General features: G+C 72.0%; 26 protein-coding genes and 3 pseudogenes. 16 read left to right on the top strand and 13 right to left on the bottom strand.

The features are described from left to right. The first annotated feature begins 112 nt into the window (after nucleotides 1–112). On the top strand, nucleotides 113–1,108 hold the full coding sequence (locus ACFWFI_RS02010; RefSeq protein WP_387384375.1) for a hypothetical protein: 996 nt from the start codon (nucleotides 113–115) through the stop codon (nucleotides 1,106–1,108). Here the strand turns inward: ACFWFI_RS02010 and ACFWFI_RS02005 are convergent. Beyond that, nucleotides 1,093–1,704, bottom strand: coding sequence for a TetR/AcrR family transcriptional regulator (locus ACFWFI_RS02005; RefSeq protein ID WP_387384373.1), 612 nt, complete (start codon nucleotides 1,702–1,704; stop codon nucleotides 1,093–1,095). The two genes, ACFWFI_RS02010 and ACFWFI_RS02005, sit on opposite strands and share 16 nt — an antisense overlap. A gap of 111 nt (nucleotides 1,705–1,815) precedes the next feature. Between ACFWFI_RS02005 and ACFWFI_RS02000 the strand changes: the two genes are divergently transcribed. Then, the gene (locus tag ACFWFI_RS02000) at nucleotides 1,816–2,844 is read left to right on the top strand and encodes an aldo/keto reductase (protein WP_387384372.1); all 1,029 of its coding nucleotides are present in this window, start codon (nucleotides 1,816–1,818) and stop codon (nucleotides 2,842–2,844) included. 23 nt (nucleotides 2,845–2,867) lie between these two features. Here the strand turns inward: ACFWFI_RS02000 and ACFWFI_RS01995 are convergent, their stop codons facing one another. Beyond that, nucleotides 2,868–3,953, bottom strand: a complete 1,086-nt coding sequence (locus ACFWFI_RS01995; RefSeq protein WP_387384370.1) for a hypothetical protein — start codon at nucleotides 3,951–3,953, stop codon at nucleotides 2,868–2,870. Between the two features lie 135 nt (nucleotides 3,954–4,088). On the opposite strand from ACFWFI_RS01995, the gene ACFWFI_RS01990 reads away from it, so the two are divergent. Both ACFWFI_RS01990 and ACFWFI_RS01985 read left to right on the top strand, forming a co-directional pair. After that, entirely contained in the window at nucleotides 4,089–4,712 is a 624-nt protein-coding gene (locus tag ACFWFI_RS01990; RefSeq protein ID WP_387384368.1) for a TetR/AcrR family transcriptional regulator, read from the top strand. A gap of 104 nt (nucleotides 4,713–4,816) precedes the next feature. After that, nucleotides 4,817–5,698: a DUF4429 domain-containing protein gene (locus tag ACFWFI_RS01985; protein ID WP_387384366.1), complete on the top strand. Its 882-nt coding sequence runs from the start codon at nucleotides 4,817–4,819 to the stop codon at nucleotides 5,696–5,698. A 43-nt stretch (nucleotides 5,699–5,741) separates the two neighbouring features. Here the strand turns inward: ACFWFI_RS01985 and ACFWFI_RS01980 are convergent. The 3 genes and pseudogenes from ACFWFI_RS01980 to ACFWFI_RS01970 all read right to left on the bottom strand — a co-directional run. Beyond that, a pseudogene (locus ACFWFI_RS01980) lies at nucleotides 5,742–6,620 on the bottom strand (haloalkane dehalogenase); the annotation flags it as partial. Nucleotides 6,621–6,651: 31 nt separating this feature from the next. Next, nucleotides 6,652–7,056, bottom strand: coding sequence for a pyridoxamine 5'-phosphate oxidase family protein (locus ACFWFI_RS01975; RefSeq protein ID WP_387384365.1), 405 nt, complete (start codon nucleotides 7,054–7,056; stop codon nucleotides 6,652–6,654). Further along, nucleotides 7,053–7,745 carry an NAD(P)-dependent oxidoreductase gene (locus ACFWFI_RS01970; protein ID WP_387384364.1) on the bottom strand — a complete coding sequence of 231 codons (693 nt, stop codon included), beginning with the start codon at nucleotides 7,743–7,745 and terminating at the stop codon, nucleotides 7,053–7,055. Before ACFWFI_RS01970 ends, ACFWFI_RS01975 begins: the two co-directional genes overlap by 4 nt. Nucleotides 7,746–7,821: 76 nt before the next feature. On the opposite strand from ACFWFI_RS01970, the gene ACFWFI_RS01965 reads away from it, so the two are divergent. Beyond that, nucleotides 7,822–8,478, top strand: a complete 657-nt coding sequence (locus tag ACFWFI_RS01965) for a TetR/AcrR family transcriptional regulator (RefSeq protein ID WP_387384362.1) — start codon at nucleotides 7,822–7,824, stop codon at nucleotides 8,476–8,478. A 52-nt stretch (nucleotides 8,479–8,530) separates the two neighbouring features. Here ACFWFI_RS01965 and ACFWFI_RS01960 read toward each other — a convergent pair whose 3' ends face one another. Continuing rightward, nucleotides 8,531–8,962: a winged helix-turn-helix transcriptional regulator gene (locus tag ACFWFI_RS01960; RefSeq protein ID WP_387384360.1), complete on the bottom strand. Its 432-nt coding sequence runs from the start codon at nucleotides 8,960–8,962 to the stop codon at nucleotides 8,531–8,533. Nucleotides 8,963–9,058: 96 nt separating this feature from the next. Here ACFWFI_RS01960 and ACFWFI_RS01955 point away from each other — a divergent pair, with 96 nt between their 5' ends. Continuing rightward, nucleotides 9,059–9,940, top strand: a complete 882-nt coding sequence (locus ACFWFI_RS01955; RefSeq protein ID WP_387384358.1) for an NAD(P)-dependent oxidoreductase — start codon at nucleotides 9,059–9,061, stop codon at nucleotides 9,938–9,940. Between the two features lie 78 nt (nucleotides 9,941–10,018). Beyond that, nucleotides 10,019–10,222, top strand: a complete 204-nt coding sequence (locus tag ACFWFI_RS01950; RefSeq protein WP_387384356.1) for a hypothetical protein — start codon at nucleotides 10,019–10,021, stop codon at nucleotides 10,220–10,222. Nucleotides 10,223–10,325: 103 nt separating this feature from the next. Here the strand turns inward: ACFWFI_RS01950 and ACFWFI_RS01945 are convergent, their stop codons facing one another. Then, nucleotides 10,326–10,742 carry an ArsI/CadI family heavy metal resistance metalloenzyme gene (locus ACFWFI_RS01945; RefSeq protein ID WP_387384354.1) on the bottom strand — a complete coding sequence of 139 codons (417 nt, stop codon included), beginning with the start codon at nucleotides 10,740–10,742 and terminating at the stop codon, nucleotides 10,326–10,328. 407 nt (nucleotides 10,743–11,149) lie between these two features. Between ACFWFI_RS01945 and ACFWFI_RS01940 the strand changes: the two genes are divergently transcribed. Beyond that, entirely contained in the window at nucleotides 11,150–11,791 is a 642-nt protein-coding gene (locus tag ACFWFI_RS01940; RefSeq protein ID WP_387384352.1) for a TetR/AcrR family transcriptional regulator, read from the top strand. Nucleotides 11,792–11,876: 85 nt separating this feature from the next. Here the strand turns inward: ACFWFI_RS01940 and ACFWFI_RS01935 are convergent, their stop codons facing one another. Then, on the bottom strand, nucleotides 11,877–12,836 hold the full coding sequence (locus ACFWFI_RS01935; protein WP_387384350.1) for an endonuclease/exonuclease/phosphatase family protein: 960 nt from the start codon (nucleotides 12,834–12,836) through the stop codon (nucleotides 11,877–11,879). 99 nt (nucleotides 12,837–12,935) lie between these two features. Between ACFWFI_RS01935 and ACFWFI_RS01930 the strand changes: the two genes are divergently transcribed. Continuing rightward, the gene (locus ACFWFI_RS01930; RefSeq protein ID WP_387384348.1) at nucleotides 12,936–14,222 is read left to right on the top strand and encodes an SUKH-4 family immunity protein; all 1,287 of its coding nucleotides are present in this window, start codon (nucleotides 12,936–12,938) and stop codon (nucleotides 14,220–14,222) included. Nucleotides 14,223–14,240: 18 nt separating this feature from the next. Here ACFWFI_RS01930 and ACFWFI_RS01925 read toward each other — a convergent pair whose 3' ends face one another. After that, nucleotides 14,241–14,999 carry a GDSL-type esterase/lipase family protein gene (locus ACFWFI_RS01925; RefSeq protein WP_387384346.1) on the bottom strand — a complete coding sequence of 253 codons (759 nt, stop codon included), beginning with the start codon at nucleotides 14,997–14,999 and terminating at the stop codon, nucleotides 14,241–14,243. On the opposite strand from ACFWFI_RS01925, the gene ACFWFI_RS01920 reads away from it, so the two are divergent. Next, a complete protein-coding gene (locus tag ACFWFI_RS01920) occupies nucleotides 14,998–15,993 on the top strand; it encodes a YncE family protein (RefSeq protein WP_387384344.1) in 996 nt (331 codons plus the stop codon). The two genes, ACFWFI_RS01925 and ACFWFI_RS01920, sit on opposite strands and share 2 nt — an antisense overlap. A 90-nt stretch (nucleotides 15,994–16,083) precedes the next feature. Further along, nucleotides 16,084–16,752, top strand: coding sequence for a histidine phosphatase family protein (locus tag ACFWFI_RS01915; protein ID WP_387384342.1), 669 nt, complete (start codon nucleotides 16,084–16,086; stop codon nucleotides 16,750–16,752). Nucleotides 16,753–16,827: 75 nt separating this feature from the next. On the opposite strand, the gene ACFWFI_RS01910 is transcribed toward ACFWFI_RS01915, so the two are convergent. Next, a complete protein-coding gene (locus ACFWFI_RS01910; RefSeq protein WP_387384340.1) occupies nucleotides 16,828–17,757 on the bottom strand; it encodes a LysR family transcriptional regulator in 930 nt (309 codons plus the stop codon). 106 nt (nucleotides 17,758–17,863) lie between these two features. On the opposite strand from ACFWFI_RS01910, the gene ACFWFI_RS01905 reads away from it, so the two are divergent. Further along, nucleotides 17,864–18,712, top strand: a complete 849-nt coding sequence (locus ACFWFI_RS01905; RefSeq protein ID WP_387384338.1) for an oxidoreductase — start codon at nucleotides 17,864–17,866, stop codon at nucleotides 18,710–18,712. A gap of 35 nt (nucleotides 18,713–18,747) precedes the next feature. Here ACFWFI_RS01905 and ACFWFI_RS01900 read toward each other — a convergent pair whose 3' ends face one another. Beyond that, nucleotides 18,748–19,149: a PPOX class F420-dependent oxidoreductase gene (locus ACFWFI_RS01900; RefSeq protein ID WP_387384336.1), complete on the bottom strand. Its 402-nt coding sequence runs from the start codon at nucleotides 19,147–19,149 to the stop codon at nucleotides 18,748–18,750. Nucleotides 19,150–19,251: 102 nt separating this feature from the next. On the opposite strand from ACFWFI_RS01900, the pseudogene ACFWFI_RS01895 reads away from it, so the two are divergent. The 4 genes and pseudogenes from ACFWFI_RS01895 to ACFWFI_RS01880 form a co-directional block, all read left to right on the top strand. After that, nucleotides 19,252–19,500 (top strand): annotated as a pseudogene (locus tag ACFWFI_RS01895) (ABC transporter permease); the annotation flags it as partial. Between the two features lie 34 nt (nucleotides 19,501–19,534). Further along, nucleotides 19,535–20,089 carry a GNAT family N-acetyltransferase gene (locus ACFWFI_RS01890; RefSeq protein WP_387384334.1) on the top strand — a complete coding sequence of 185 codons (555 nt, stop codon included), beginning with the start codon at nucleotides 19,535–19,537 and terminating at the stop codon, nucleotides 20,087–20,089. A 90-nt stretch (nucleotides 20,090–20,179) separates the two neighbouring features. Next, complete coding sequence (locus ACFWFI_RS01885; RefSeq protein WP_387384332.1) at nucleotides 20,180–21,916, top strand: GAF domain-containing SpoIIE family protein phosphatase; 1,737 nt, start codon at nucleotides 20,180–20,182, stop codon at nucleotides 21,914–21,916. A 62-nt stretch (nucleotides 21,917–21,978) separates the two neighbouring features. Then, the gene (locus ACFWFI_RS01880) at nucleotides 21,979–22,401 is read left to right on the top strand and encodes a DUF4259 domain-containing protein (protein ID WP_387384330.1); all 423 of its coding nucleotides are present in this window, start codon (nucleotides 21,979–21,981) and stop codon (nucleotides 22,399–22,401) included. Nucleotides 22,402–22,453: 52 nt separating this feature from the next. Here the strand turns inward: ACFWFI_RS01880 and ACFWFI_RS01875 are convergent. Both ACFWFI_RS01875 and serC read right to left on the bottom strand, forming a co-directional pair. Continuing rightward, nucleotides 22,454–22,555, bottom strand: a pseudogene (locus tag ACFWFI_RS01875) (Uma2 family endonuclease); the annotation flags it as partial. Between the two features lie 53 nt (nucleotides 22,556–22,608). Further along, a complete protein-coding gene (gene serC, locus ACFWFI_RS01870) occupies nucleotides 22,609–23,727 on the bottom strand; it encodes a phosphoserine transaminase (protein WP_387384328.1) in 1,119 nt (372 codons plus the stop codon). Nucleotides 23,728–23,762 lie beyond the last annotated feature (35 nt).

Here is a 23,762-nt window from a genome sequence, read left to right as displayed (position 1 = left end):
CCGTAATCGCGTCATTACGTTCCGTGCATACGCAGTGCGCGGGCGGCCCCCGGCGGTGCTACCAACACCGGCCCGAGGGCCTTCACCCACGAGTGGATGGACCTCCACCGAGATGCTTCGGCATGCTATCGCGCCCTCTCGGCGCTACACGAAGGCTTCGCACGACGTCGTACGCCATGCGCGGCTGACCAGCGACGCGAAAATTCTGCTCCTGGCCGTACAGGGGCTCCCTGACGAGCAGGCCGCCCAGCCGCTCAGTGAGCACGCGCGGAAGCTCGGCATCACGGGGCGGGCATATCAGAAGTCCAAGGAACTGCTGGTCGCGCACGGTTACGTCCACGAGTGGCGTGATCAGGGTGAGCGCGGGCGCTGGGTGACGGAGCAGTTGCTGTCCAATGTGCCCCTCACGCCCGAAGAGGCGGCCGTTCTGCGCCGGGGCCGGGTCGATGCGTCTCCGAGTGTCCCGAAACCGACGGTCGGTGAACCAGCCGGTCGGGTGGTCGGTCATCAACTACCGGTGGACGAAGAACAAGAGAAGAACTGTCCCCACCCACCCTCCGCAGCCGAGCCGGAGCCCGAAGCGGGGCGGAGCCCGGAGGTGGCGGAGGGGGAGCGCGTACTGCTGTCGCTGCGTCATGTGCGGCGGGAGCTGTACCTCGGGGTGAAGGAGGCCAGAGGGCTCGCGGAACTCGCTGCCCGCTGGCTGCTGCGTGGGGTGTCCGCAGGTGAGCTGCGGAGCGTGCTGACCAGCGAACTGCCGGGCGACGGGGTGCGGTCGGCGGTCGGCTTCCTGCGGTTCAGGCTGTTGCACAAAATGCCGCCGGAGCTTCCCGTCGCGGCCTCCCCGACGCTCGCCGCCGCACCTCCCCGTGTCCCGGAGCTGATGACCTGCACGGCCGCCGACCCGGCGGAGGGGGTGCACGTCTTCAGACCGGTTGCCGACGAGACCGAGTGCGGCCCTTGCCGTCGCCAGGCCGCATGGGGGCTCTGGGAGAGGCGGAGGGCCCTTGTGGAGGCCGAGACCGACCCCCTGCCCTGGCGGGAGCGCTTCGCGAAGCTCGGCGTGCCCGCCGCCGAGGGTGAGGCGGCGGCTCAACGCGCCTGGTAGCGGAGCCCGTCGACGAGGAGGGTGATCATCCGCCGCGTGTGGCCGTTGTCGTCCTCGCCGGCGGGCACGGCCAGATTGCGCGTCGCGATCAGCAGATCCTCGGGGTCGACGTCGGAGCGGATCTCGCCGGACTCCGCCGCCGCGTCGATGAGCATGGTGAGGGCGGGCATGAAGCGCTGCTCGAAGTAGGACGGCAGGCTGTCGTAGGTCGAGTCCCCCGAATGCAGGGCGGCGCTCAGCCCGCGCTTCGTGGCGAAGAAGAGCGCGAAGCGCTGCAGCCACCTGGTGAGCGCTTCGGCCGGCCCGTACTCCGCCGCGAGGGCGGGGGCGGCGTCGGCGCAGGCGTCGACCTCGTGCCGGAAGACCGCGGCGATGAGGTCGGAGCGTTGTGGGAAGTGGCGATAGAGGGTGCCCGCTCCCACGCCTGCCTTCGCGGTGATCTGGCGTACGGGTGCGTCGACCCCCGAGGTGAGGAACACTTCCGCGGCTGCCGTGAGCAGGGCGTCGGTGTTGCGCCGCACATCGGCGCGCACCCGCTTCGGGGGCTGCCCTTCGGCGGCGTCGGTGTCGGCTTCCCGAGTCGTGTCCTCGCGCACGGCACTCCCCTTGCTAAACGGAACGCTGTTCCGTATTGTCGTTGCTGAACGTTGTTCCGTTTATTCAGCCTAACGCCCGCGCCGGGCGTCGACCAAGGGGCGAGGAGCTTCATGAAATACCGCACGCTGGGCCGGACCGGCATCAAGGTCAGCCCGTACTGCCTGGGCGCGATGATGTTCGGCGCCATCGGGAATCCCGACCACGGTGAGTCCGTCCGGATCATCCACAAGGCGCTCGACGCGGGCATCAACTTCGTCGACACCGCGGACGCCTATTCGCGCGGCGAGTCCGAGGAGATCGTCGGGAAGGCGCTCAAAGGCCGCCGGGACGAGGTCGTGCTGGCGACCAAGGCCCATCTCCCGATGGGGGACGACCCCAACCAGCGAGGCAACTCCCGGCGTTGGCTGATCCGCGCACTGGAGGACTCCCTGCGTCGCCTGGGGACCGACCATGTCGATCTGTTCCAGATCCACCGGCCCGCGCCGGACACCGATGTGGAGGAGACGCTCTCCGCGCTCACCGACCTCGTGCGCGCGGGAAAGGTGCGGAACATCGGCTCCTCCACCTTCCCCGCCTCGGACATCGTCGAGGCGCAGTGGGCCTCCGAGCGGCGAGGTCTGGAGCGCTTCCGCACCGAGCAGCCGCCGTACTCGATCCTTGACCGGGGGATCGAGCGCGAGGTGCTGCCCGCCTGTGAGCGCTACGGGATGGGTGCCATGGTCTGGAGTCCGCTCGCGGGCGGTCTGCTCACCGGCCGCTACCGCAAGGGCCGGACGGCCGACACCCACCGGGCCACATATGGCTTCAGGCACATGAGCGACGAGCGCCGGCTCGACGCCGTCGAGCAGCTGATCCCCGTCGCCGAGGACGCCGGGATGTCACTGACGCACATGGCGACGGCCTTCGTGATCGCCCACCCGGCCGTCACCTCCGCGATCATCGGCCCGCGCACCATGGACCACCTCGACGACCTCCTCGCGGGCGCGGAGACCACGCTGGACGACGAGATCCTCGACCGGATCGACGCCATCGTGCCTGCCGGGACCGGCATCGGGGCGCTTGACACTGCCTACAACCCCCCGGCTGTCGAGCAGGCCCGCCTGCGCCGCCGCCTGCCCGAGGAGCGCTCGGCCGCCTGACCCCGGGCGGCGGCTCGCGGGTCCTACTCTGCCCCCGTCGGGCCTTCGGTGACGCCGCAGGCCCGGCCCCGGCCGTACTCCGCGAGTGCGTGGAAGGCGGCCTTGGGCTCCCACGGCAGACCCGGATACGCGGTGCCCGTGCGGCCTTCGGCCAGGACCTTGACCACACCGAAGGACGCCTTGTCGAAGTCCCGGTCGTCGGTGCTCCCGGTGCCGCTGTCACCGGCGGCATCCGCGTGCGGCAGGTCGTAGCGCGCGAAGGTGTAGACGAAGGCGGCCTCGATCCCGGAGCTCTCGAAGAGGCCCAGGAGTTCGCGCACGTAGTCGGCCTGCTCCTGCTCGTCGCGGGTGACCGGGCGGGTGAACCGCGCGGGGCGGGCGCGGTCGTCCCATTCGATGACCGCGTCGGCGCGGCTCGCGATCTCGGCGCCGCCGCGGATGGGGGCGCAGCCGAATTCGGTGACCGCCGCCGGCTTGCCGTGCGAGGTCAGCGCCCTCAGCCCGTCGGTGAGTTGGCCGGCGGTCCGGGCATCGCGGTAGCCGGCGTCGGTGGCGACCAGGTCGAAGGGGGTCCAGTCGACGCCTTCGAACGGGAGTGAGGCGTACCCGACCGGGCCGCCGAACTCGGCCCGCACGGCGGCGACCGCCGTGCCGAGGAACGCGTTGATCCGGGTGTGCAGGACGGGGAGGGCGGCCCGCAGTCGCTGCGGGTCGGACAGGACGGCGACTCTGTCGGCCGTGGTGTCGCCGGGGAGGAAGCCGTCGGTGAAGAGGGAGATCTCCGATCCGGTGAGGAAGACCACCTCGGCGCCGTCGCGCCGCAGTTTCTCCGCGCGGCCGGCGCTGTCGAAGAGGAAGTCGAGGAGCTCGTCCTGGGTGAGGCCGTTGGTGAACGGGCAGTACCAGACGCCCAGTCCGGCCTCGGCCGCGAGCCGGGCGGCAGTCGCCAGGCGATCGCGGTCGCCGCCGGTGATCCGGACGGCGTCGCAGCGCAGCTCGTCGCGGATGATCTCCATCTCGCGGCGGACGACGGCCGCGTCGAAGGGCTCGCGGGTGGTGGTTCCGGCGCTGGTGAAGCCGGTGTCGAAGTTGATGCCGAAGACGCGCACGACGGTCCTCTCTGCGGGAACGACTTAGGGTACTGACCGTACCCTAATTGGGTCGTGGTCGTGCCGCCGCCTTGATTTGGAGTGCGTGGGCTCCGTGCCGTAGACATCGGCGTACGGAACGAGAGGGGACGACCAGTGCCGGAAGCCGGTGACGGGCCGCGCCGGGCCGGGGCGCCTCGGCGGCGCGGAGCGGTGCTGGAGGAGGCCATCCTCCAGGCGGCGGCCGAGGTGCTGAGGGAGTCCGGCGTCGCCGGCCTGACCATGGACGAGGTGGCCCGGCGGGCCGGCACGAACAAGAACGCGATCTACCGCCGCTGGCCGAACCGTGTCGCGCTCGGAGTGGCCGCTTACCGCCGGCTGGCCGCCGAGGAGATCACGGTGCCGGACACCGGCTCGCTGCGGGAGGACGCGCTGGAACTGCTGCGGCGTGCGAACAGCACCTGGTCCTCGCCGTACGGGGAGATCCTGCGCGGTCTGATCGCGGCGGCCGGCGGCACACCGGAGCTGCTCACCGAGCTGCGAGCCCCGGCGGCCGACGGCGACACGTACGAGGCCGCGTGGACGGCCGTGCTCGGCCGGGCGGTGGCCCGCGGCGAGGCCGGGCCCGGGGCACCGCACCCCCGGGTCGCGTCCGCGCCGGTGGCGCTGCTGCGCAACGAGTACATGACGCGGGGCGTCCCGGTGGTGCCCGACGCCGTCCTCATCGAGATCGTCGACGAGATCTTCCTGCCGCTGGTCCACGGCCGGAGCGGCGGCTGAACGCATCCGGACGCCGGGGGTCAGGGCGCCCGGTCGCGGCGGTAAGAAGTCCGGGCGATGCTTCAGCCGGTCACGTACGCGGGGCGGCTGGCAGAATTCGCCGTATGGCGGACATCATCTCGCGCGACGGAACGTGGAGCTTCGACGGGGACACGGTGCGCATCGTCCCCGGCAGCAAGGTGCACCCGGTGCGCCAGGACCTCGGTGAATTCGCCGTCCCACTACAGGCGGTGGCGGGGGTCTCGTTCGAGCGGGACCGCAAGGGCGGCCGTCTGCGACTGCGGCTGCGCGCCGGGGCCTGCCCCGTCCTGCGGGCCGCGGACGGACGGCTGAAGGACGCCGCCGACCCGTATCAGCTCGTGGTGGAGAAGGACCGCACAGGTGTGGCGGAGTACCTCGTCGACGAGATACGCAACGCCCTGCTGATCGAGCAGGTGCCCGAGGGGCCGGTGGACGGCTTCCTGCTGCCGGGGCCGTCGGTGCCGGTGTCGGGCGGTGGCGGGGACGGCACGGCCTCCTTCGACGGGGAGACGGTCCGCCTCACCTGGAACTGGAAGGCCGAGGAGTCGAAGACCGCGGGCGGCGCCGTCACCCTTCCGCTGTCGGAAGTGACCGGGGTGCGCTGGATGCCCGCGATCGGGCTGGAGAACGGCTCCCTGCGCTTCGACCGGGGAGGCGCCGTCCAGGCCGCGCCCGCCAAATTCGACCCGCACTCCCTGGAGTTGTGGGGGCTGTCGAAGCGGGAGTACACCGCGGTCCTGGTCGCCGCCGCCGTACTCGTACGGATGCCGGTACCCGCCGGGCCGGCCGCGCCCGCCGCCGCGCTCGAAGCCGCCCCGGCGCCCGGACCGGCCCCCGCCCCGGCCGTCGACGACCACGACGTCCTGCTGCGGCGGCTCCGCGAGCTGGGCGAGCTGCACGCGGCCGGCATCCTGACGGACGAGGAGTTCGCCACCGCCAAACGGGCCGTGCTGAAGCGTCTCTGAGCGGGTCCCGCTCCCCTGTCCCGTCGGATCCGGACGAAAGACCCTACCGGTGCGCCAGCCCGTGCCGGACGGCCCAGGCATCGATCGCCGCGGCCAGCTCCTCGGGACGGTCCTCCGGGGAGTGGTGGCCGGCGAGGCCGTGGTGGGAGACCTCCAGGCCCGCGATGTTCTCCTCGCACCATGCCACGGCCCCCTGGTCGGTCATCGCGCCCGGCCCCGGCTCGAACGCGGCGAGCAGCTTGGGGACTTCGGGGCTCGCGGCCAGCCAGGCGTCGTAGCGCTCGACGCGGGCCACCACGTCGGCGGGCTCGTCGTCCAGTGGCATCATGCGTGTCCACGCCAGTACGGGGCGGCGGCTGTGCGGGGTCGGGAAGGGGCGGCGGTAGGCCTCCAGGTCGGCGGGGTCGAGCGCGGTGGAGAGCGTGTCCGGGAGCCCCTCGATGAACAGCGACTTCTCCAGGATCATCTCCTCACCCACCCCGGGGGTGCGCAGGAGAGTGAACAACTCCCGCCCCGCCGCCGGGAACTCGTCACCGGAAAGCGGCTTGACGATCGTCTCGGTGAAGGCGATACCGCGGACGCGTCCCGGTAGGCGGGCGGCGCGGTCGAAGGCGAGCGCACCGCCCCAGTCGTGGCCGACGAGGACCGCCTCGGCGAGGCCGAGGGCGTCGAACCACGCGTCCAGGTAACGGGCGTGGTCGTCGAAGGAGTAGGCGAGGTCCGGCTTGCCGGAGTCGCCCATGCCGATCAGGTCGGGAGCCAGGAGGCGGCGGCCGGGCGCGGCCACACCCGGCAGGACCTTCCGCCACAGGTGGGAGGAGGTGGGGTTGCCATGGAGGAAGACGAACGGCAGCCCGTCGGGGTCGCCGGCCTCGCGGTGGTGGACGGTGGAATCGAGGACGGGGAGGGTGGGCATCGCGGTGTCACTTCGCTTTCGGTACGGGAGCGGGGCGTCAGAGGTTGAGGCTCAGGGCGCGGTCGACGGCGATCTCGATGACGACCAGGTCCGGAGGGGACGGCGGGGCCGCGCGGTAGCGGACGGTGTAGCGGCGGACCGCCTCGGCCAGGCGCGCGGGGTCGTCGGTGACGACGGCCCGGCCTTCGAGGGTGACCCAGCGGAAGCCGTCGACCTGGCAGAGTGCGACACGGGCCGCCGGGCCGCCCGCCGCAACGTTCCGGGCCTTGCGGGACCCTGCCCGGGTCGTCACCCGGGCCAGGCCGGTGGACCCGTCGAAGGTGAAGCGGACGGGTGTGACGTGCGGGGTGCCGTCGGGGCGGCGGGTGGTGAAGGTGGCCGTGTCGGGACGGTCGAGGAACGCCCGTGTGATGGGCGGGAGTTCGACGGGCGCCCGGCTCACCTCTTCTTCACGCCCTCGTTCCAGATCAGCTTGACGATGTTCGGCTTCACGGCTGTGGTGACGACACCCATGGCCTTGCGGACGTACCGCTGCTCCTCCAGCTCGCGCAGCATGCTCGCGGCGAGGTCGGCACGGGCGGTGAAGACGCCGTCGGCGCTCGTCTCGGCGGTGCGGTAGCCCGTGACGTGGGAGTGCTCGAAGAGGCCGGAGGGCCTGACGAGGGTCCAGTCGAGGTCCGTCCGGCGGATCACGGCCTCCATGCGGCGCATGTCCTCGTGAAGCGTGCGGCCCAGGCGCCGGTTCACCAGGGGGTCGAGCACATGGTTGAAGAAGTGTGCGCCGGTGGGACGCCAGTCGGGGTCGGCGATGCTGGAACTGACGGCGAGCAGCCGCTTGACGCCGTGGCGGGTCATGGCCCCGGTGATGGCCGTGGCGCTCGCCGAGTACGTGGTGACGGTCTCCTTGCTGAAGCGCGTACCCAGTGCGGAGAGGACGGCGTCCGTCCCGTCGACAGCGGCGTCGACGGCTTCCGGGTCGGTGGCGTCGGCGAGGGCCACGGTGAGGCCGGGCCGTGCGGGGAGGGAGCCGGGCCGGCGGGTGACGGCGACGACTTCGTGGCCGGCGGCGAGGGCCTGGCCGGTGAGGTGGCGGCCGGTCGGTCCGTTGGCGCCGAAGACTGCGATACGCATGGTGTGGGGTCATCCCTTCGTGTGGTTCCGGGAACGCCCTTGACTGTGCCGACCGCGAATCGCAGGCTCAACGCTGATGAATAACGCCGCCCCTGCCCCCGCCCGCCCCCGAGGCCGTCCCCGCGGCAACCCACCGACCCGCGAGGCGATCGTCTCGGCGGCGCGTGCACTGTTCCTGGAGCGCGGCTACCGGCGCACCACCCTGCGCGCGGTGGCCGGTGCCGCCGGGGTCGACCCGGCGCTGATCGCGCACCACTTCGGATCGAAGAAGGGCCTGTTCGCGGACGTGATGCAGTTCCAGTGCGCCAACGCGCTGGCGACGGAAGACGTCCTCGGCGGCGACCCGGCCACTCTCCCCGGCCGCCTGATCAACGCGGTGACGGACCTGTGGGAGGACGCCGACTTCCTCCAGCTCACCACCCAGGGCGACGAGGCCGCGGAGGCGATCCGCGAATACCTGGAACGCGAGCTGCTGGCCCGGCTTGTTGAATTTCTCGGCGGCCGGGACGCGACGGCCCGCGCCACGGCCGTGGTGACTGTCCTCGGCGGGCTCATCTACACCCGCTACCTCAACCCCCTCCCCACCCACGCGGCCCTCACCCCGGCCGAGACCCGCCACATGCTCGCGCCGGCGCTGCGTGCGGCGCTGGCCCCGGGGCCGCGCGTCATGGCAGCCGCCGGAGCAGGCCGTCGGGGCGTACCGGCCGCCGGTGGAGGCGCCGTCCGGCGTTGACCGGGCAGGTGTTTCCGGGCGGCCACCGGGCGCATCGGCCCCGCGGGCAGCGTTACGCGGCCGGCGGGTGTGTGATCGCGGGTGCGGGTGCGGGTGCGGGTGCGGGTGCGGGTGCGGGTGCGTCGGCGGGACGGCCGCCGAGCCCCCGGGCGGCCGGCCGCCCGCGTCCCCACGCGGCCAACGGCTGGAGCGCTTCGTTGAGGCGTGAGCCGTCCTCGGTCAGGCAGTACTCGACACGGGGCGGCACCTCGTCGTAGGCGACGCGGTGCACGACGCCGTCCGCCTCCATCTCACGCAGGTGGGATGCCAGCACCTTCTCGGTGATCCCCGGAACCAGCCGGCGCAGCTCGCCGAAGCGGCGGCAGGGGTGCTCATGGAGCGCCCAGAGGATCAGCACCTTCCACTTGCCGCCGATCACCTCCATCGCGGCGTCGATCCCGCAGGAGTGTCCGTCCGGTGCACCGGGCCGGTTCAGCGTCGTCATACCCCACCCCTCCGACGTGCTCGCTCACCTCAGGGTAACCACCCACTCCGAAGTGCGTACTTGATCGGCTCCGGCGCCGGGGCGAGCCTGATCGGCATGACACAGAACACTGTTGAGAAGACCCCCGTCACGCTCCTCGGCCTCGGCGCGATGGGTGCGGCGCTGGCCCGCACCTGGCTCGCCGCCGGTCACCCGCTCACCGTCTGGAACCGCACCCCGGCCCGCTCCGCGGCCCTCGCCGCCGAGGGCGCGAAGGTCGCGGGCAGTGCCGCCGAGGCGGTCGCGGCGAACTCCCTGGTCGTCGTCTGTCTGCTGGACGACGCCTCCGTCGACGAGGCGCTGGCAGGTGCCGACCTGACCGGCAGGGACCTGGTCAACCTGGTCACCGGCACCCCCGCCCAGGCCCGCGCCCGCGCCGAGTGGGCCCGCGAGCGAGGCGCCCGCTACCTGGACGGCGGGATCATGGCCGTACCGCCGATGATCGGCGCCCCGGAAGCCGGGGGCTACGTCTTCTACAGCGGCTCGCGGGAGCTGTTCGAGCGGCACCGGCGGACGCTGGGCGTCCCGGCCGGCACCACCTACGTCGGCGAGGACGCGGGCTTCGCGGCCCTGTACGACGTGGCTCTGCTCAGCGCCATGTACGGGATGTCCGCCGGGGCCGCACACGCCTTCGCCCTGATCCGCAAGGAGGGCATCGACCCCGCGTCGCTCGCACCACTACTCGCCGACTGGCTCGTCGCGATGGCCCCGGGGATCCATCTGACCGCCGACCAGCTGCGGAGCGGCGACTACGCCAAGGGCGTCGTCTCCAACCTCGCCATGCAGGTGGCCGGAGTGCCGACGTTCCTGGGCACAGCCGAGCAGCAGGGCGTCAGCCCGGAGCTGCTGAGCCCCTACTTCGAGTTGATGCGCCGCCGCCTGGCCGACGGCCACGGCGAGGAGGACCTGACCGGTGTGATCGACCTGCTGATCCGCTGATCGGCCCCTGGAGACCGTCCGCCGAACGCGGTGCGAGGTGGAGGGCCCGGTGGGTCATGCCGTGGCTCCCTTCGGGTAGTGGCGGCGCAGGTTGGCGGCGAGCACGCGGTCGAGCGTGCGGTCGGACAGCAGCGGGCCCAGGCGCACGATCAGGGCGGCATCCCGGCCGGCGCGTACATGGAGGTCACCGGCCACCTCGGCGCGGACGGTCTGCACGCCACCGCGGAAGAGCTCGTCGCCACCCTCGTCCGCATGGTCGCGAACGCCGGCGGAACGGCGTAGTGGCGCTTGCGCCCCGTTGCCCCGGACTCTCATGGCTCGACTTTTCAGAGACCCCGCCCCCGGTGCGCACGCCGAAGCCGTCGGCCGGCCCGGGTGAGGGAGGTCAGGTGCAGCAGGCGTCCCCCTCCAGGACTGGGCTCCTGTCCATCTGACCGGCGTCGGCCTTGACGACGTATACCTCCCACGGCTCCTTGCCGGGACCGTGCACCCACACCTTGTCCTGGAGCGCGTAGCAGCACGACGTGTCGTTCTCCTCGAAGGTCACGAGCCCTGCCTCCTTGAGCCGGGTGGTGGCGGCCGTGACCTCGTCGGTGCTGCCGACCTCGACGCCGAGGTGGTCCAGGCGGGTCTCCTGGCCCGGCTCGCCCTCGATCAGGACGAGCTTGAGCGGCGGGTTGGTGATCGCGAAGTTGGCGTAGCCGGGGCGGCGCTTGGCGGGTTCCACGCCGAAGAGCTTGGAGTAGAAGGTCACCGATGCGTCGAGGTCGGCGACATCGAGCGCGAGCTGGGCACGGGACATGACTGTCTCCTCGCGGAGGTGTATTGATGCCTTTCGATTCAAGCCTGCGCCTTGGATCGAAGAACGTCAACATAGAAGAGTGTCGAAACAAGTGCTGGCGGTCCTCGGTCGGGACAGCCCCGACGGATGCTGCCCGACCCCTGCCGGCCGCCCCGTCGGGGGTGAGGATCGTGCCGGGACGCCGGCGAAGGGTACGGCCGCTGACCGGGCGGTTTCTGTACAACTGTGCGAGCGGTCACCGGTCCTGGCGGACTGTGTGCCCGACGGCGCGGCGCGGGACGCGTACGACAGGACGTACCAGGACAATGGCGCACGCGCCATCCAGAGGCGCCCGACCTTCTCCGGCCCTCACGACCCGTTCAACCGCGGTCGTGCGTACCGGGTATGCGGCAGACCAAGGAGGACCCGTGGTGGATGTCCCGGTGGACCAACTGACCGGCGCGGTCGAAGGTGTGCGTACGCGGGCCCGTGGGCAGCTCCTCGACGCCGGCCTGGAGCTGTTCGGGGTGTACGGCTACGCGCAGACGTCGGAGCAGGACCTGTGCGACATGGCCGGGGTGCCGGAGGAGGTGCTCTGGCAGGAATTCGGCTCCCGGGAAGGCCTGTTGACGGCCCTGCACAACCAGATCACGACGGCCGGACTGAGGGCGTCCGAAGTGGCCCTGCTCTCCGAGGGGATGGACGACTGTCCCCTGGAGCAGCGCTTCCGGCGGCTCTTCGACGCGTACGTGTCGGCGGTGACCCGGGATCTGCGCGAGGCGCGGGTGACGTTCGTCGAGGTCCTGGGTGTGAGCCCTGCGGTGGACGCCCACTGCAAGCGGTGGCGTGACCTGTGGACCGACTTCCTGACCGGCGAGGCCGAGCGCGCAGCGGTCCGTGGCGAGGTGGAGGAGCGGGACCACCGGGTCGTGGTGATGGTGATGGTGGGTACGGTCCACGAGCTCATGGCCCACCACGCCCGCCGACCGCGCAGGGCCCGGCCCGACGAGGTGTCGGAGGAGCTGACCAAGCTGGGTCTCGCGATGCTCGGGGTGGAGCTGGTGGGCTGAGCGGCCCTCGGTGCGGCGCCGGTGGCCGGCGCCCACAGCCTTGTGCGGCCGGCGCCCGACGCCCACAGCCTCGTGCGGCCGGCGCTCACAGCCTTATGTCCGCCGCCACGGGCAAGTGGTCGCTGCCGGTGGCGGGCAGGGGCCGGACGCGGGTGACCACCGCGGACCGGGTCAGGACCTGGTCGATCCGCGCCACCGGAAGCTTCGCCGGCCAGCTGAACGCGAAGCCCGGCCCCGGCGGTCTCATCAGCGAGCTGACCGGCTCCAGACCGCGGTCGTCCAGCGTGCCGTTGAGGTCCCCGAGGAGGATCACCCGTTCCAGGGGCTCGGCGGCTATGGCCTCGCCCAGGAGAGCGGCGCTCTCGTCCCGCCGCCCGGACGTGAGCCCGGTGGTCGGGCCGATCCGGATCGAGGGCAGGTGGGCGACGTACACGGCGACCTCGCCCTGCGGTGTGCGGGCCGTCGCCCGGAGCCCCCGGTCCCAGCCCTCCCCGACGCCCTTCGGCCTGATGTCCACCAGCCTTACGGCGGTGAGGGGGTGCTTCGACCAGAGTCCGACCGTGCCCCGCGTCGCACGGTGGGGGTAGCCCGCGGCCATGGCCGCTTCGAAGGCGGGCAGGGCCGGGGCCGTCAGCTCCTCGAGGGCGATGAGGTCGGCGTCCGTCGCCGCAAGCGCCCGTGCGGTGGCGGCAGGATCGGGATTCACATCGCTGACGTTGTGCTGGACCACCGTGAACGCGCCGTCCCCTGCCCGGCCGCCGGCGAACAGCAGGCCTCCGAAGAGGGCGAGCCAGGCGGCCACGGGAAGCAGCAGCGCCGTCACCGCCAGGAACGAGCGGCGCAGGAGCGCCGGGACCAGCAGGACCGGGACTGCCAGGCCGAGCCAGGGGAGGAAGGTCTCCAGCAGGCTGCCCACCCGGCCGGGGGTGTTGGGGACCAGGCCGGGGAAGGTGAGCAGGGCGGCCAACAGGAGGCAGAGCAGGGCGACCGCGCGGCCCCGCCGCCGGCCCCAGCCCGGCGCCTGCCCGTCCCGCTTCTTCGCCACTCGCCCACGCTCCAGTCCGGGCGGCTCCTCGCGAGCCCCCGCACCTGTGGAGAACGCGAGGCCCCTCGATCCGGTTCCGGCGACCGGGGGCGGGCCAGGATGTCAGTGGTCGTCCGTACGGTGGATGCCATCGGCAACACCACCACGTACGAGGCGCTTTGGGGATGTGTCATGACGGGGACCGGCATCGCGGTACCGGAGGAGTCCATCCATCCGGACATCACACACGGAGCGACGCGGCGGTCGCTCGTCGACGGCGTGCTGCCGGGCGCGCACGAGATCATCCGGTTTCCCCATCTCTCCGACGCGCGCATGGTCACTGCCGTTCACCTCGTCGACGAGCAGTACGACCCGGGCGACCTCGACCCGCGCACAGCGGGCACCGTGGTGGTCGGGCATCTGCTGAGCGAAGGGAGCGAGGCACAGGCGGTCGTCGTCGACGGGGAGACGGGGCGGGTCTTCAGCCTGCACATGCACGCCCCGGAGTACGCCGAGCTCCACCCGCTCGCCCCCTCGCTCGACGCCCTCGCGCGCTTCCTGGCGGCCGTCGACGAACTCACCACGCTGAGCGGCCGGTTCGGGCATCTGAAGGGCCGTACGGGCGCCCCGGTCGTCGAGGAGGCCTCGGCGCTCCTGCTCTCCGTCTTCACGGACGAGGAGTGGGGAGAGGGCGGGTGGGGGGACGTCGAGTGGGCGGGCGAGGTGCCGTCGGTCTGGCGGATGGCCGCGCTGTTCCGGCCCATGGCCCTGATCGCGGCCCCGGGCAGGGGGCTGCGCCTCGATCTCCCGCCGGACTTCATCGAGGAGGAGTTCGGCACGGATGAGGTCGTCCGGATCGCCCCGGCGGACCTGCCCGAGGCTCTGGAGCACGAGCCGACCCGGCGGTTCCTGGCCGAGGTCGGGCTGCCCAGACACGGTCTGATGCTCTGGCTGGACGAGCCGCAGGACATGCTGAAGACGCTGACCGCGGCCCGTGCGGAGACCCGGGCCAACCCTGAGCTGCAGCACCTCCACGGCACCGGGACGCTGCCGGAGGGCTCGGACCACCTGCTGGTCATCGGCGGTCTGATACACGATTTCGACGCCATCGTCGACGGCCGTACGGGCCTGGTGAACTACGCGCTCATCGATGACGAGAAGGTGACCCCGGTCAACGCCGATGTGTCGACTCTGGCGTTCACGGTCTGGATGCACAGCCGGCAGCAGAAGCTGCAGGAAGAGTTCGAGCTGGCCGGCAGCACGGGGGAGTTCTACCACGAGGTCGCCGACACGATGGTCGGCGTGCTCGCCACGGCCGACCCCGTCGCCTGCCTTCCGGCGACCGGACCCGACGACTTCCGTTACTGGCCGGAGGTGTTCCACGACGAGGCGGGTGGCGTGCTGTGACCGTGGGGCCGCAGAGGATCAGGCCGTCGCCAGCGCTCCCGCGTACGGGCCGCCTACGCCCCAGGCCTGATGCATGGCGTCGGCGAAGGCTCCGGCCAGTTTGTGTTCCCCGCTGGGGCCGGGGTGGGTTCCGTCGTAGGTGTCCGTGTGGATGTCGTAGCCCGTGGGGGACGAGGCCAGCAGGACCGGGGAAGAGGGTGCGTCCAGGTCGGCGACCGCCTTCGCGAGCAGGATGTTGAAGCTGTCGCACTCGGCGGCGAAGGGAGCGTCTGACTCCGCCCGGACGTTCGGTATGACGGGGAGCAGCACCAGCTTGATCCCGGGGTTGGCGGTGCGGGCCGCGGTGATGAAGGCCCGGGCGTTCGCGGCCGTCTGCGTGCTGTCCGTGTAGAAGCCGAGGTCTATCAGACCGAGCGAGACCAGCAGGACGTCGGCACGGGCCGCCGTGACCGTGTCCGCGATGACGGGGGCCATGTGGAGCCAGCCCTCGCCCCAGCCGGCCAGGTGCCGACGTGCGGGCGCGGGGAACGCCGCGTCGCCGTACGCGTGGGAGAGCGGGGCGTTCGCCACGGTGTCGTACAACTCGGTACGCGGACCCGTGATCGCGTACCCGCCGTCGCCCATGGTGGCTTCGAGGTGCTGCCACATGCGGTAGCGCCAGGTGAAGTCGCCGGCCTTGCCCACGGTCATGCTGTCGCCGACGAAGAGAAAACGCATGGCGACATCATGGCCGATCACCGCTCCGGCCTGCGACGTGACAGTGGACACTTGTCCCATGAGATCGCTGCTGACCGTCTCCGCTGCCGCCGCCCTGCTGTTCCTGACGGGGGCGGTACCCGCCGTCGCGGACGACGGGGACGGAGCGGACCGGACCTTCACGATCGAGGACTCCCGGATCACCGAGTCCAGCGGTCTCGCCGCCAGTCGGATCCACCCGGGGGTCTACTGGACGCACAACGACAGCGACGACGGGCCGTACGTCTACGCGGTCGACTCCCGGACCGGGAAGACCGTGGCGACGATCACCATGAAGGGCGTGGGGGAGCCCCGCGACGTGGAGGCGATCTCGCTCGGGCCCGACGGGAATCTCTACGTCGGTGACATCGGCGACAACCTCGACGGGTCCTGGGACCACGTCTGGATCTACCGCTTCCCGGAGCCGAAGCAGCTCGCGGACGCCACCGTGCGGGCGACGCAGTTCGACGTGAAGTACGCGGACGGGGCGCGCAACGCCGAGGCGATGATGGTCCACCCCACGACGGGGCGGGTGTACATCGCCTCGAAGAACGAGGACGGCGGCGGTCTCTACGAGGGCCCGCAGAAGCTGACGACCGGCGGGGCCAATGTCTTCCGGCGCGTGGGCGAGGTGCCGTGGGTGACGGACGGGGCGTTCTCGCCGGACGGCAAGGACCTGGTGCTGCGCTCGTACTTCAGCGCGCGGGGCTATGCCTTCGAGAACGGCCGGCTGGGCGCCGACCACGCCGTGAGCGTGCCGCTCCAGGGACAGTCCGAGTCGGTGACGTACACGGCCGACGGCTCGGCGATGATGTTCGGCTCCGAGGGGGAGCACAGCGAAGTGGTGCGCGTGGAGGTGGAGGGGGGCGGCAAGGGCGGGAGCGAGGCGCCCTCCCCGAACGGTGGGGGCGGCGGGACGTCGTCCGGGGACGACGGGGAGGACGGCGGTTCGAAGAAGGGCACCGCGGCGGGTGGTGCCGTGGCTGTCGTCGTCATCGTGCTGGCCCTGATCGCGGCCAAGCGCCGCCGCGGGTAGTCTCCGGGCCGCTGCCCGGAGCGTGTGGCAAAGGGTCCCGCAGTGGCAGAGTGGAAGACCGTCACCCGACTCCCCGGAGACAGATCCCTTATGCGGCTGCTACTCATTCGCCATGGTCAGACCCCTTCCAACGTCAAGCGCCTGCTGGACACCGCCGCACCCGGCCCCGGCCTGACCCCCCTGGGCCAGGAGCAGGCGGCGGCGCTCCCGGACGCGCTCGCGGCGGAGAGTATCGACGTCCTCTACGCCTCCACCCTGCTGCGCACCCAGCTCACCGCGGCACCCCTGGCGGCGCGGACGGGGCTGGAGGTCCGGGTGCGGGACGGAATACGGGAGCTGACCGCCGGCGACCTGGAGATGCGCGGGGACGACCAGGCGGTCGAGACGTACATGACCACCGCCTTCGCCTGGTCGGCCGGGGACACAGGGCTCCGCATGCCGGGCGGGGAGAACGGGGTGGAGGCTCTGCGGCGTTACGACGAGGTCGTCGAGGAGGCCGCGGGCACCGGAGCCCGGACCGTGGCCATGGTCAGCCACGGCGCCGCCATCCGCACGTGGGCAGCCGCCCGGGCCGACAACATCGACGTCCACCTCGCGTCCTCCCGCGAACTGCGGAACACCGGGGTCGTCATCCTCTCCGGCGCTCCCGGCGAAGGCTGGACGATCCTGCACTGGGAAGGCCGGGCAGTCGGCGCCGAGGACAGCGGCATCGGGGCGAGCGGCCCCGCGGGGGAGGCCGTCGAGGGCGCCGACGGCTGAGGCACTGACGGCCGGGGCGCGGACGGTCAGGGCACCCGGAGGGCGGGGCGCGTCGGGCGGCACGGTCCGGACCGGTCACCGTCCGGAGGGTGGTCCCGTCCTGGCGGCCAGCTCCTGCGCACCCGCCAGATAGGCGCGGACCAGGGGGCGCTCGTCGTCGCGGCGGACCGCCACCGCCAGTTCCGACGGGGTGACGCCCCGGACCGGCAGGCAGACGACGTGGTCCCGGGCGATCAGCGGGGCGTTCCCGGAGGCCAGCAGCACCACACCCTCACCGTTGGCCACGGCCTCGTAGGTCTCCTCGGCGCTGGCGATCACACCGCCGATCCGCGGCTCCCGGCCGCCTCGGGCGTCCAGGGCCAGCCAGTAGTCCCGCATCGGTCCGGCTTCCGGAGGCAGGGCGAGGAACGGCTCGTCGAGAAAGTCCGCGAAGTCGGCCATGCCCTCGGGATCCTCGGACGCCGGTGCCGCGAGCGGATGGCCCTCCGGCAGCGCGATCAGCCTCGGTTCACGGGCCACCACCACCCAGTGGTACCGCTCGGCATCCGGAAGCGGCAGCCACACGAACGCCACATCGCAGGAACCGTCCGCCAACCCGGCGCTCCCGTCAGCCCAGTTGACCTGCCGCAGCACCGGGCGGGCCGAAGGGAAGCGGGCAGTGAGGCGGGCCCGCAGGGCGGGCAGCAGGCCGCGCCCAGGGCTCGTGGACATCCCGACGGTCAGGGTGCCCCGCTCGGCGGCCTTCGCGTCCTCCAGTGCGCTCTCCGCCGCCCCCCATGCCGTCAGCACCGTCCGGGCGTGCGGCAGAAGGGCCTCCCCCGCCGCAGTGAGCCGGACCGTACGCCGGTCCCGGTCGAAGAGTTCGGTGCCGACCTGCTTCTCCAGCATCCGTATCTGCTTGCTCAGCGCGGGCTGTGAGACGAAGAGCCGCTCGGCGGCCCGGGTGAAGCTCAACTCCTCGGCCACAGCGGTGAAGTAGCGGAGATCGCGCCCGTGGACGTCCATAACCCATGGCTATCACAGGAGGTCTTGGACGCGCCCCGGAGTGCGGGCGAAGGATGGGACCTGTCGACGGGGCGGTCCCGGGCGGCGGATGACGAGGGAGACCATCATGAGCGCGAACGACGGCAAGGTGTGGCTGGTCACCGGAGCGAGCAGCGGCTTCGGGCGGGCCATCGCTGAGGCCGCGGTCGCCGCGGGTGACACGGTGATCGCAGCGGTCCGCCGCACCGAGGCGCTGGACGACCTGGTCGCCGCCCACCCCGACCAGGTCGAGGCGATCGGCCTGGACATCACCGACGGCGAGCGGATCGACGAGGTCGCCGCCGACGTCCTGGCCCGCTACGGCAGGGTGGACGTCCTGGTCAACAACGCCGGGCGTACCCAGGTCGGAGCGTTCGAGGAGACCACCGAGCGGGAGCTGCGGGACCTGTTTGAACTGCATGTATTCGGCCCGGCCCGGCTGACCCGGGCGCTCCTGCCGAGCATGCGGGAGCGGCGCGGTGGGGCGGTCGTCATGATGAGCAGCATGGGCGGCCAGCTGTCGTTCCCCGGGTTCTCCGCGTACAGCGCCACCAAGGCGGCGCTGGAACAGCTCTCCGAGGGGCTGGTCGAGGAGGTGCGGCCCTACGGCGTCAAGGTGCTCATCGTGGAACCCGGGAGTTTCAGGACCAATCTCTTCGGCGAGGGCGCGGCCTACTTCAGTGAGGAGATCCCGGCCTACACCGAGACGGCCGGCGCGACCCGGCGGATGGTGGAGGGCGGTGGCGGCGACGCGCCGGGCGACCCGGCGAAGGCCGCGGCGGCGATCCGGCTGGCGCTGGACGCCGAGCTGACCCCTCTGCGGCTGGCCCTCGGCGGGGACGCGATGGACGCACTCGTCGGGCACCTGGACTCGGTGCGGGCGGAGCTGACCGCCTGGGAGAACGTCTCCCGGGGCACGGACTTCGCCGGCGAGTGACCCACGCCCCGGGCCCGCCAGGCCGCACGGCTCCCTCAGATGTCGTCGGTGACCGGCCGCAGCTCGTAGTGGAGCGTGCGGTCACGCTTCAGCCGGTGGGCGAGCGGGACCGCCACGCCCTGGAGCGCCGGGTACTTCCTGGACATCGTCCGGGAGGCGTGGGTGTTCTCCTTCGACCCCTGCTGCAGGAGCCGCGCCCAGGCCTTCATGGGCGGTCCCGTCGGCGCGCCCCGCACGGTGCACGGGGCGATCTCCACCACCGGGTGATTACGCATCCGGTCGACCTTCCAGGCCGAGGAGAACGTACGGATATAGGCGTGGTCCCCCTCGACGGCGATGCTGACGGGGGTATGGGCAGCTGATCCGTCCGGCCTGCGGCTGCTGAGCAGGACGGTGTACTGCTTCACGAACGGCTCCAGCTCACGGATCGTCTCCATGTATTCCATGGTGCAGCAAAATGGGGCGATCCGGGCTCTTGGATCATCGCCCCCGTGCGCCGCCGGACCAGGACCTCGAAGCCGTCGACGATGCGGCCGAGACCGAAGGCGATGATCTCCAGCGTCGTGGTCGCCCCCTCGCCGATGCCTGGCTGGCTGGGCGCGGTCGCCGCCCGGAACCCGGTCTCCCCCACGGTCACCGCCGCCCGTCAGCTGTTCGGCAACCCGGTGGCGAGCGGGGGCACCTGGGTCGAGGAGCACGCGCTGCTGATGGCGCTGGTGCGGCCGCTCGTGATCTCGCTGGTCTTCCTGCCGCCGGCGGTACGCAGATTCCAGCGGCTCGGCCGCTGACCCACGGCGGAGGGCCCGGCGTAGGCTCCGCCCCATGCAGGTCAACGGCGCCCCCGAGCCCTTCTCCACCTCGCGTCTCGACGCGCTGCCGCTCGACGTCGCACACGCCGAGGAGATGGCCGCGGCCCTCTTCGACCCCGCCCTGCACACCTATACGGGAGGCACCCCGGAGGACGCCGCCACCCTGCGCGCACGCTACGAGCGCCAGGGCGCCGGCTCGCCCGACCCCGCCGAACTCTGGTGGAACTGGGTGCTCCGGGTGCGTACCGAAGGATGCCTGGCGGGTTATGTGCAGGCCACGGTGCGTGGGCCGCGGGCGGAGGTGGCCTGGGTGGTCGGAACACCGTGGCAGGGCAGGGGCTACGCGAAGGAGGCGGCGACGGGCATGGTCCGGCACCTGCTGGAGCGGGGCCCGGTCCGTATCGTCGTCGCCCACATCCACCCGGACCACGCGGCCTCCGCCGCCGTTGCCTCGGCCGCGGGACTGCTGCCGACGGGTGAGTGGGAGGACGGCGAGGTGCGGTGGAGGCGGGACATGTCCCGGGAGGTCGCGCCGGGTCGGGCGGCGGACTCCCGGCATGGCCCCTGATCACGACATAACGGAAATTGTCTTATACCTTCGTAGTGTGTGGTGTGCGGACACCGCGGCTCCTGCCAGGCAATCGACGGAGGCCCTGGGGTGGGCGAACTGGGGAGGCTGGAGGCCCTGCGGCTCGCCGGGCTCACGGCGGCGGCCGATCGCGGCATGGACCGGTTCGCGAGGCTGGTCGCCCGGCTCCTCCGCGTCCCGGTCTCGCTGGTCTCGCTGCTGGAGGCCGACCGGCAGGTCTTTCCCGGCATGATCGGACTGGCCGAGCCCTGGGCAGCGCGGCGCGAGACCCCTCTGAGCCACTCCTTCTGCCAGCACGTCGTCTTCGACGGCAGGCCGCTGATCCTCAACGACACGCGGACGCATCCGCGCACCTGCGCCAGTCTCGCCATTCCCGACCTCCAGGTGATCGCGTACGCCGGTATGCCGCTCACCGACGCCGACGGACACGTCCTCGGGTCGCTCTGCGCCATCGACCACGAGCCCCGGGAGTGGACCGCGGACGAGCTGCAGGACCTCGAGGACCTCACCGCCGCCTGCTCGGTGGAGCTGCGGCTGAGGATCGCCACCGAGCTGATCCGGCAGGACCGCGACCATGCCGGCCTGCTGCTGCGCGCCTCGGTCGAGCTCGGTCACTCCCGCGGCCTGACGGACCTCACCCGTCGCCTGCGGAACCTGTTCCGCGGGCCCGCCGAGCCGTCCTTCGTGGGCCTGCTGATCGCGGACGGCCGGGGACTGCGGCGTGTGGTCGACCCGGACGACGTGCGGCCGGTGGAGACCGCCATCGACCGCCTGGACCTGGACGCCGGTTTCCCCAGCGCCCTGGCCATGCGCGAACGGCGCACCGTCTTCGTCCCCGACCACGAGGCACTCGTGGCCGGCTTCAGCCCCGAGGCCGTGGCCGGGTACGACTCCCTGGGGCTCCGGTCCGTGCTGTGCGTCCCGCTGCCGGGTGGCCGTGGCGTGCTGACGTGGTGCTGGTCCCGTCCCCACGCCCTGGCTCTGACGGAGGAGGCGGTCCTCACCGCGGTGGCCGGATACGTGAGCCAGGCGGTGGAGCGCACCCTGTTCGTCGAGAACCGGCTGAGCACCGCCGAACAGCTCCAGGCCGCGATGCTGACCGAACTGCCGGACGTGCCGGGCCTGGACATGGCCGCCCTGTACCTGCCGGCCACCGATCAGGACATGGTGGGCGGCGACTGGTACGACGCCTACCTGCTGCCGCCGCTCCCGCCCGCCCCGCAGCGCGCTCTGATGCTGTCCGTCGGCGACGTCATCGGACACGACGTCCGGGCCGCAACCGTGATGGGCCAGGTCCGCAGCATGCTCCGCCAGGCCACTCTCGGTCATCCCGCGCACTCACCCGCCGCCGCGCTCGACGCGGTCGACAGCGCCTTCGACGTTCTGCCCCTCGGTCCGGGCGCCACCGCGGTGCACGCCCGCCTCGACCCGGACGGCGGCCGGTGGCGGCTGACCTGGTCCAACGCGGGACATCCGCCACCGCTGCTGCGTACGCCCGACGGCAGCGTCTCGGCCCTGGGCGAGCACGACCTCCTGCTTCTCGGCGCGTCGAGCGGCCTCGCCCGCCACGACCACACGCACGAACTCCCCCGGGACAGCGTGCTCCTGCTGTACACCGACGGGCTGGTCGAACGCCGTGACGACGACATCGACGCGAGCATCCGGCAGACGGCATCCACCCTGGCGACATACGGCGACCAGCCACTGCCGCAACTCCTGGAGACGCTTTCCCGAGGACTGTCAAAGGTCCCGCAACGTGACGACGTGGCAGTCCTCGTCATCCGCGTCACGGAAGGCGAGAGATGACGCCGAAGCCGATTGTCAGTGGCGGGCGGGAGGATGGCGAGACCGACAGAGAAGGAGGTTCCGTGGGGACCTGGGGGATGGGCCATTTCGACAGCGACACCGCCGCGGACTTCGCGGGGAATCTCGACGACGCGCCGCCCGGCAGGCGCGAGGAGATGATCCGGGAGGCACTGGCCTTCGCGGCCCGCACGGGACCGGAGGAGTACCTCGACGCCGACGACGGGGTGGTGGCGATCGCGGCGGCGGCGCTGCTCGCCGCACAGCACCCGGGCGGGACACCGGTGGACTCCGTCTACGGCCCCGACGAGGCGCTGCCCCCGCTCCCCCCTGAGCTGCGCGAGCCCGCCGTGCGGGCGCTGGACCGGGTGCTGGCGGGGGAGTCCGAGCTGCTGGAGCTGTGGGCGGACGTGGGGGAGGGCGAGCAGTGGAGCGCGGGAGTCCGGGAGCTCCGCGCGAGGCTGGCCGGGGCTCAGGAAGCGGGGTAGGCGCGCGTCGACCGGTCGATGAGCCGGCGGACTGCGGGAATCCGGCGAGGCCTTACGCGCGGGGGCGGCCCGCCTTGACCAGCTCGGCGACGTCGAGCGTCATGTCGGCACCGATCGACGCGGGAAGTGCGGCCGACTGGCCGGGGGCGTAGACCAGGAACGGCCCCGCACACCGGGGTGTGCGGGGCCGTTCCGGACGCGTAACCGTCAGAGCTTGTCGATCACGTAGTCGATGCAGGCGGTGAGAGCCTGGACGTCCGCCGGGTCGATCGCCGGGAACATCGCCACGCGCAGCTGGTTGCGGCCCAGCTTGCGGTAGGGCTCCGTGTCGACGATGCCGTTGGCGCGGAGCACCTTGGCGACGGCCGCCGCGTCGATGCCGTCCTCGAAGTCGATCGTGCCGATGACCTGCGAGCGCTTCGCCGGGTCGGTGACGAACGGGGTGGCGTACTTGGACTCCTCGGCCCAGCCGTACAGGGCTTGCGAGGACGCGGCCGTGCGGCCGGTCGTGAAGTCCAGGCCGCCCTGGGTGTTCATCCACTTCAGCTGCTCGTTCAGCAGGAAGAGGGTGGCCAGCGCCGGGGTGTTGTACGTCTGGTTCTTCAGGGAGTTGTCGATCGCGGTGGGCAGCGAGAAGAACTCCGGGATGTGCCGGCCCGAGGCGTGGACGCGCGCGGCGCGGTCCAGGGCTGCCGGGGAGAACACGCCGATCCACAGGCCGCCGTCGGAGGCGAAGGACTTCTGGGGGGCGAAGTAGTAGACATCCGTCTCGGTGATGTCGACCGGGAGGCCGCCCGCACCGGAGGTGGCGTCCACCAGGACGAGGGAGCCCTCGTCGGCGCCCGCGACCCGCTCGATCGGGGCTGCGACACCCGTCGAGGTCTCGTTGTGGGTGAAGGCGTAGACGTCGACGCCCGCCTCGGCCTTCGGGTCCGGGTGGGTGCCCGGGTCCGAGGCGATGACGGTCGGGTCGGCGAGCCACGGGGCGAGCTTGGCGGCCTTCGCGAACTTGGACGAGAACTCGCCGAAGTTCAGGTGCTGGGACTTGTTCTCGATCAGACCGTGGGTCGCGACGTCCCAGAAGGCGGTGGAGCCGCCGTTGCCCAGGATGACCTCGTATCCCTCGGGGAGGGAGAAGAGGCTGCGTACGCCGTCACGTACCTCGCCGACCAGGTTCTTCACCGGAGCCTGGCGGTGGGACGTACCGAGGAGAGAGGTGCCGGTCGCGGCCAGCGCGTCGACCGCCTCCGTCCGCACCTTGGAGGGCCCGGCGCCGAAACGTCCGTCGGCGGGCTTGAGGTCAGCGGGAATCTGGATGTCAGCCACGATCCGGAGCGTAGTCCCTCCCGGAAGCGGTCGAG

The sequence above is a fragment of the Streptomyces sp. NPDC060209 genome, assembly GCF_042728155.1.
Taxonomy (GTDB): Bacteria; Actinomycetota; Actinomycetes; order Streptomycetales; family Streptomycetaceae; genus Streptomyces.
Note: the sequence above shows the minus strand (reverse complement) of the source record. Positions and strands in the feature narration are given on the sequence as shown.

Excerpts from the sequence above, each read along its gene's own strand:
- ACFWFI_RS02010 (WP_387384375.1), top strand. The coding sequence starts at position 113 with ATGCTTCGGCATGCTATCGCGCCCTCTCGGCGCTACACGAAGGCTTCG.
- ACFWFI_RS02000 (WP_387384372.1), top strand. The coding sequence starts at position 1,816 with ATGAAATACCGCACGCTGGGCCGGACCGGCATCAAGGTCAGCCCGTAC.
- ACFWFI_RS01985 (WP_387384366.1), top strand. The coding sequence starts at position 4,817 with ATGGCGGACATCATCTCGCGCGACGGAACGTGGAGCTTCGACGGGGAC.
- ACFWFI_RS01970 (WP_387384364.1), bottom strand. The coding sequence starts at position 7,745 with ATGCGTATCGCAGTCTTCGGCGCCAACGGACCGACCGGCCGCCACCTC.
- ACFWFI_RS01965 (WP_387384362.1), top strand. The coding sequence starts at position 7,822 with ATGAATAACGCCGCCCCTGCCCCCGCCCGCCCCCGAGGCCGTCCCCGC.
- ACFWFI_RS01960 (WP_387384360.1), bottom strand. The coding sequence starts at position 8,962 with ATGACGACGCTGAACCGGCCCGGTGCACCGGACGGACACTCCTGCGGG.
- ACFWFI_RS01955 (WP_387384358.1), top strand. The coding sequence starts at position 9,059 with ATGACACAGAACACTGTTGAGAAGACCCCCGTCACGCTCCTCGGCCTC.
- ACFWFI_RS01945 (WP_387384354.1), bottom strand. The coding sequence starts at position 10,742 with ATGTCCCGTGCCCAGCTCGCGCTCGATGTCGCCGACCTCGACGCATCG.
- ACFWFI_RS01930 (WP_387384348.1), top strand. The coding sequence starts at position 12,936 with ATGTCAGTGGTCGTCCGTACGGTGGATGCCATCGGCAACACCACCACG.
- ACFWFI_RS01920 (WP_387384344.1), top strand. The coding sequence starts at position 14,998 with ATGAGATCGCTGCTGACCGTCTCCGCTGCCGCCGCCCTGCTGTTCCTG.
- ACFWFI_RS01925 (WP_387384346.1), bottom strand. The coding sequence starts at position 14,999 with ATGGGACAAGTGTCCACTGTCACGTCGCAGGCCGGAGCGGTGATCGGC.
- ACFWFI_RS01915 (WP_387384342.1), top strand. The coding sequence starts at position 16,084 with ATGCGGCTGCTACTCATTCGCCATGGTCAGACCCCTTCCAACGTCAAG.
- ACFWFI_RS01910 (WP_387384340.1), bottom strand. The coding sequence starts at position 17,757 with ATGGACGTCCACGGGCGCGATCTCCGCTACTTCACCGCTGTGGCCGAG.
- ACFWFI_RS01905 (WP_387384338.1), top strand. The coding sequence starts at position 17,864 with ATGAGCGCGAACGACGGCAAGGTGTGGCTGGTCACCGGAGCGAGCAGC.
- ACFWFI_RS01900 (WP_387384336.1), bottom strand. The coding sequence starts at position 19,149 with ATGGAGACGATCCGTGAGCTGGAGCCGTTCGTGAAGCAGTACACCGTC.
- ACFWFI_RS01890 (WP_387384334.1), top strand. The coding sequence starts at position 19,535 with ATGCAGGTCAACGGCGCCCCCGAGCCCTTCTCCACCTCGCGTCTCGAC.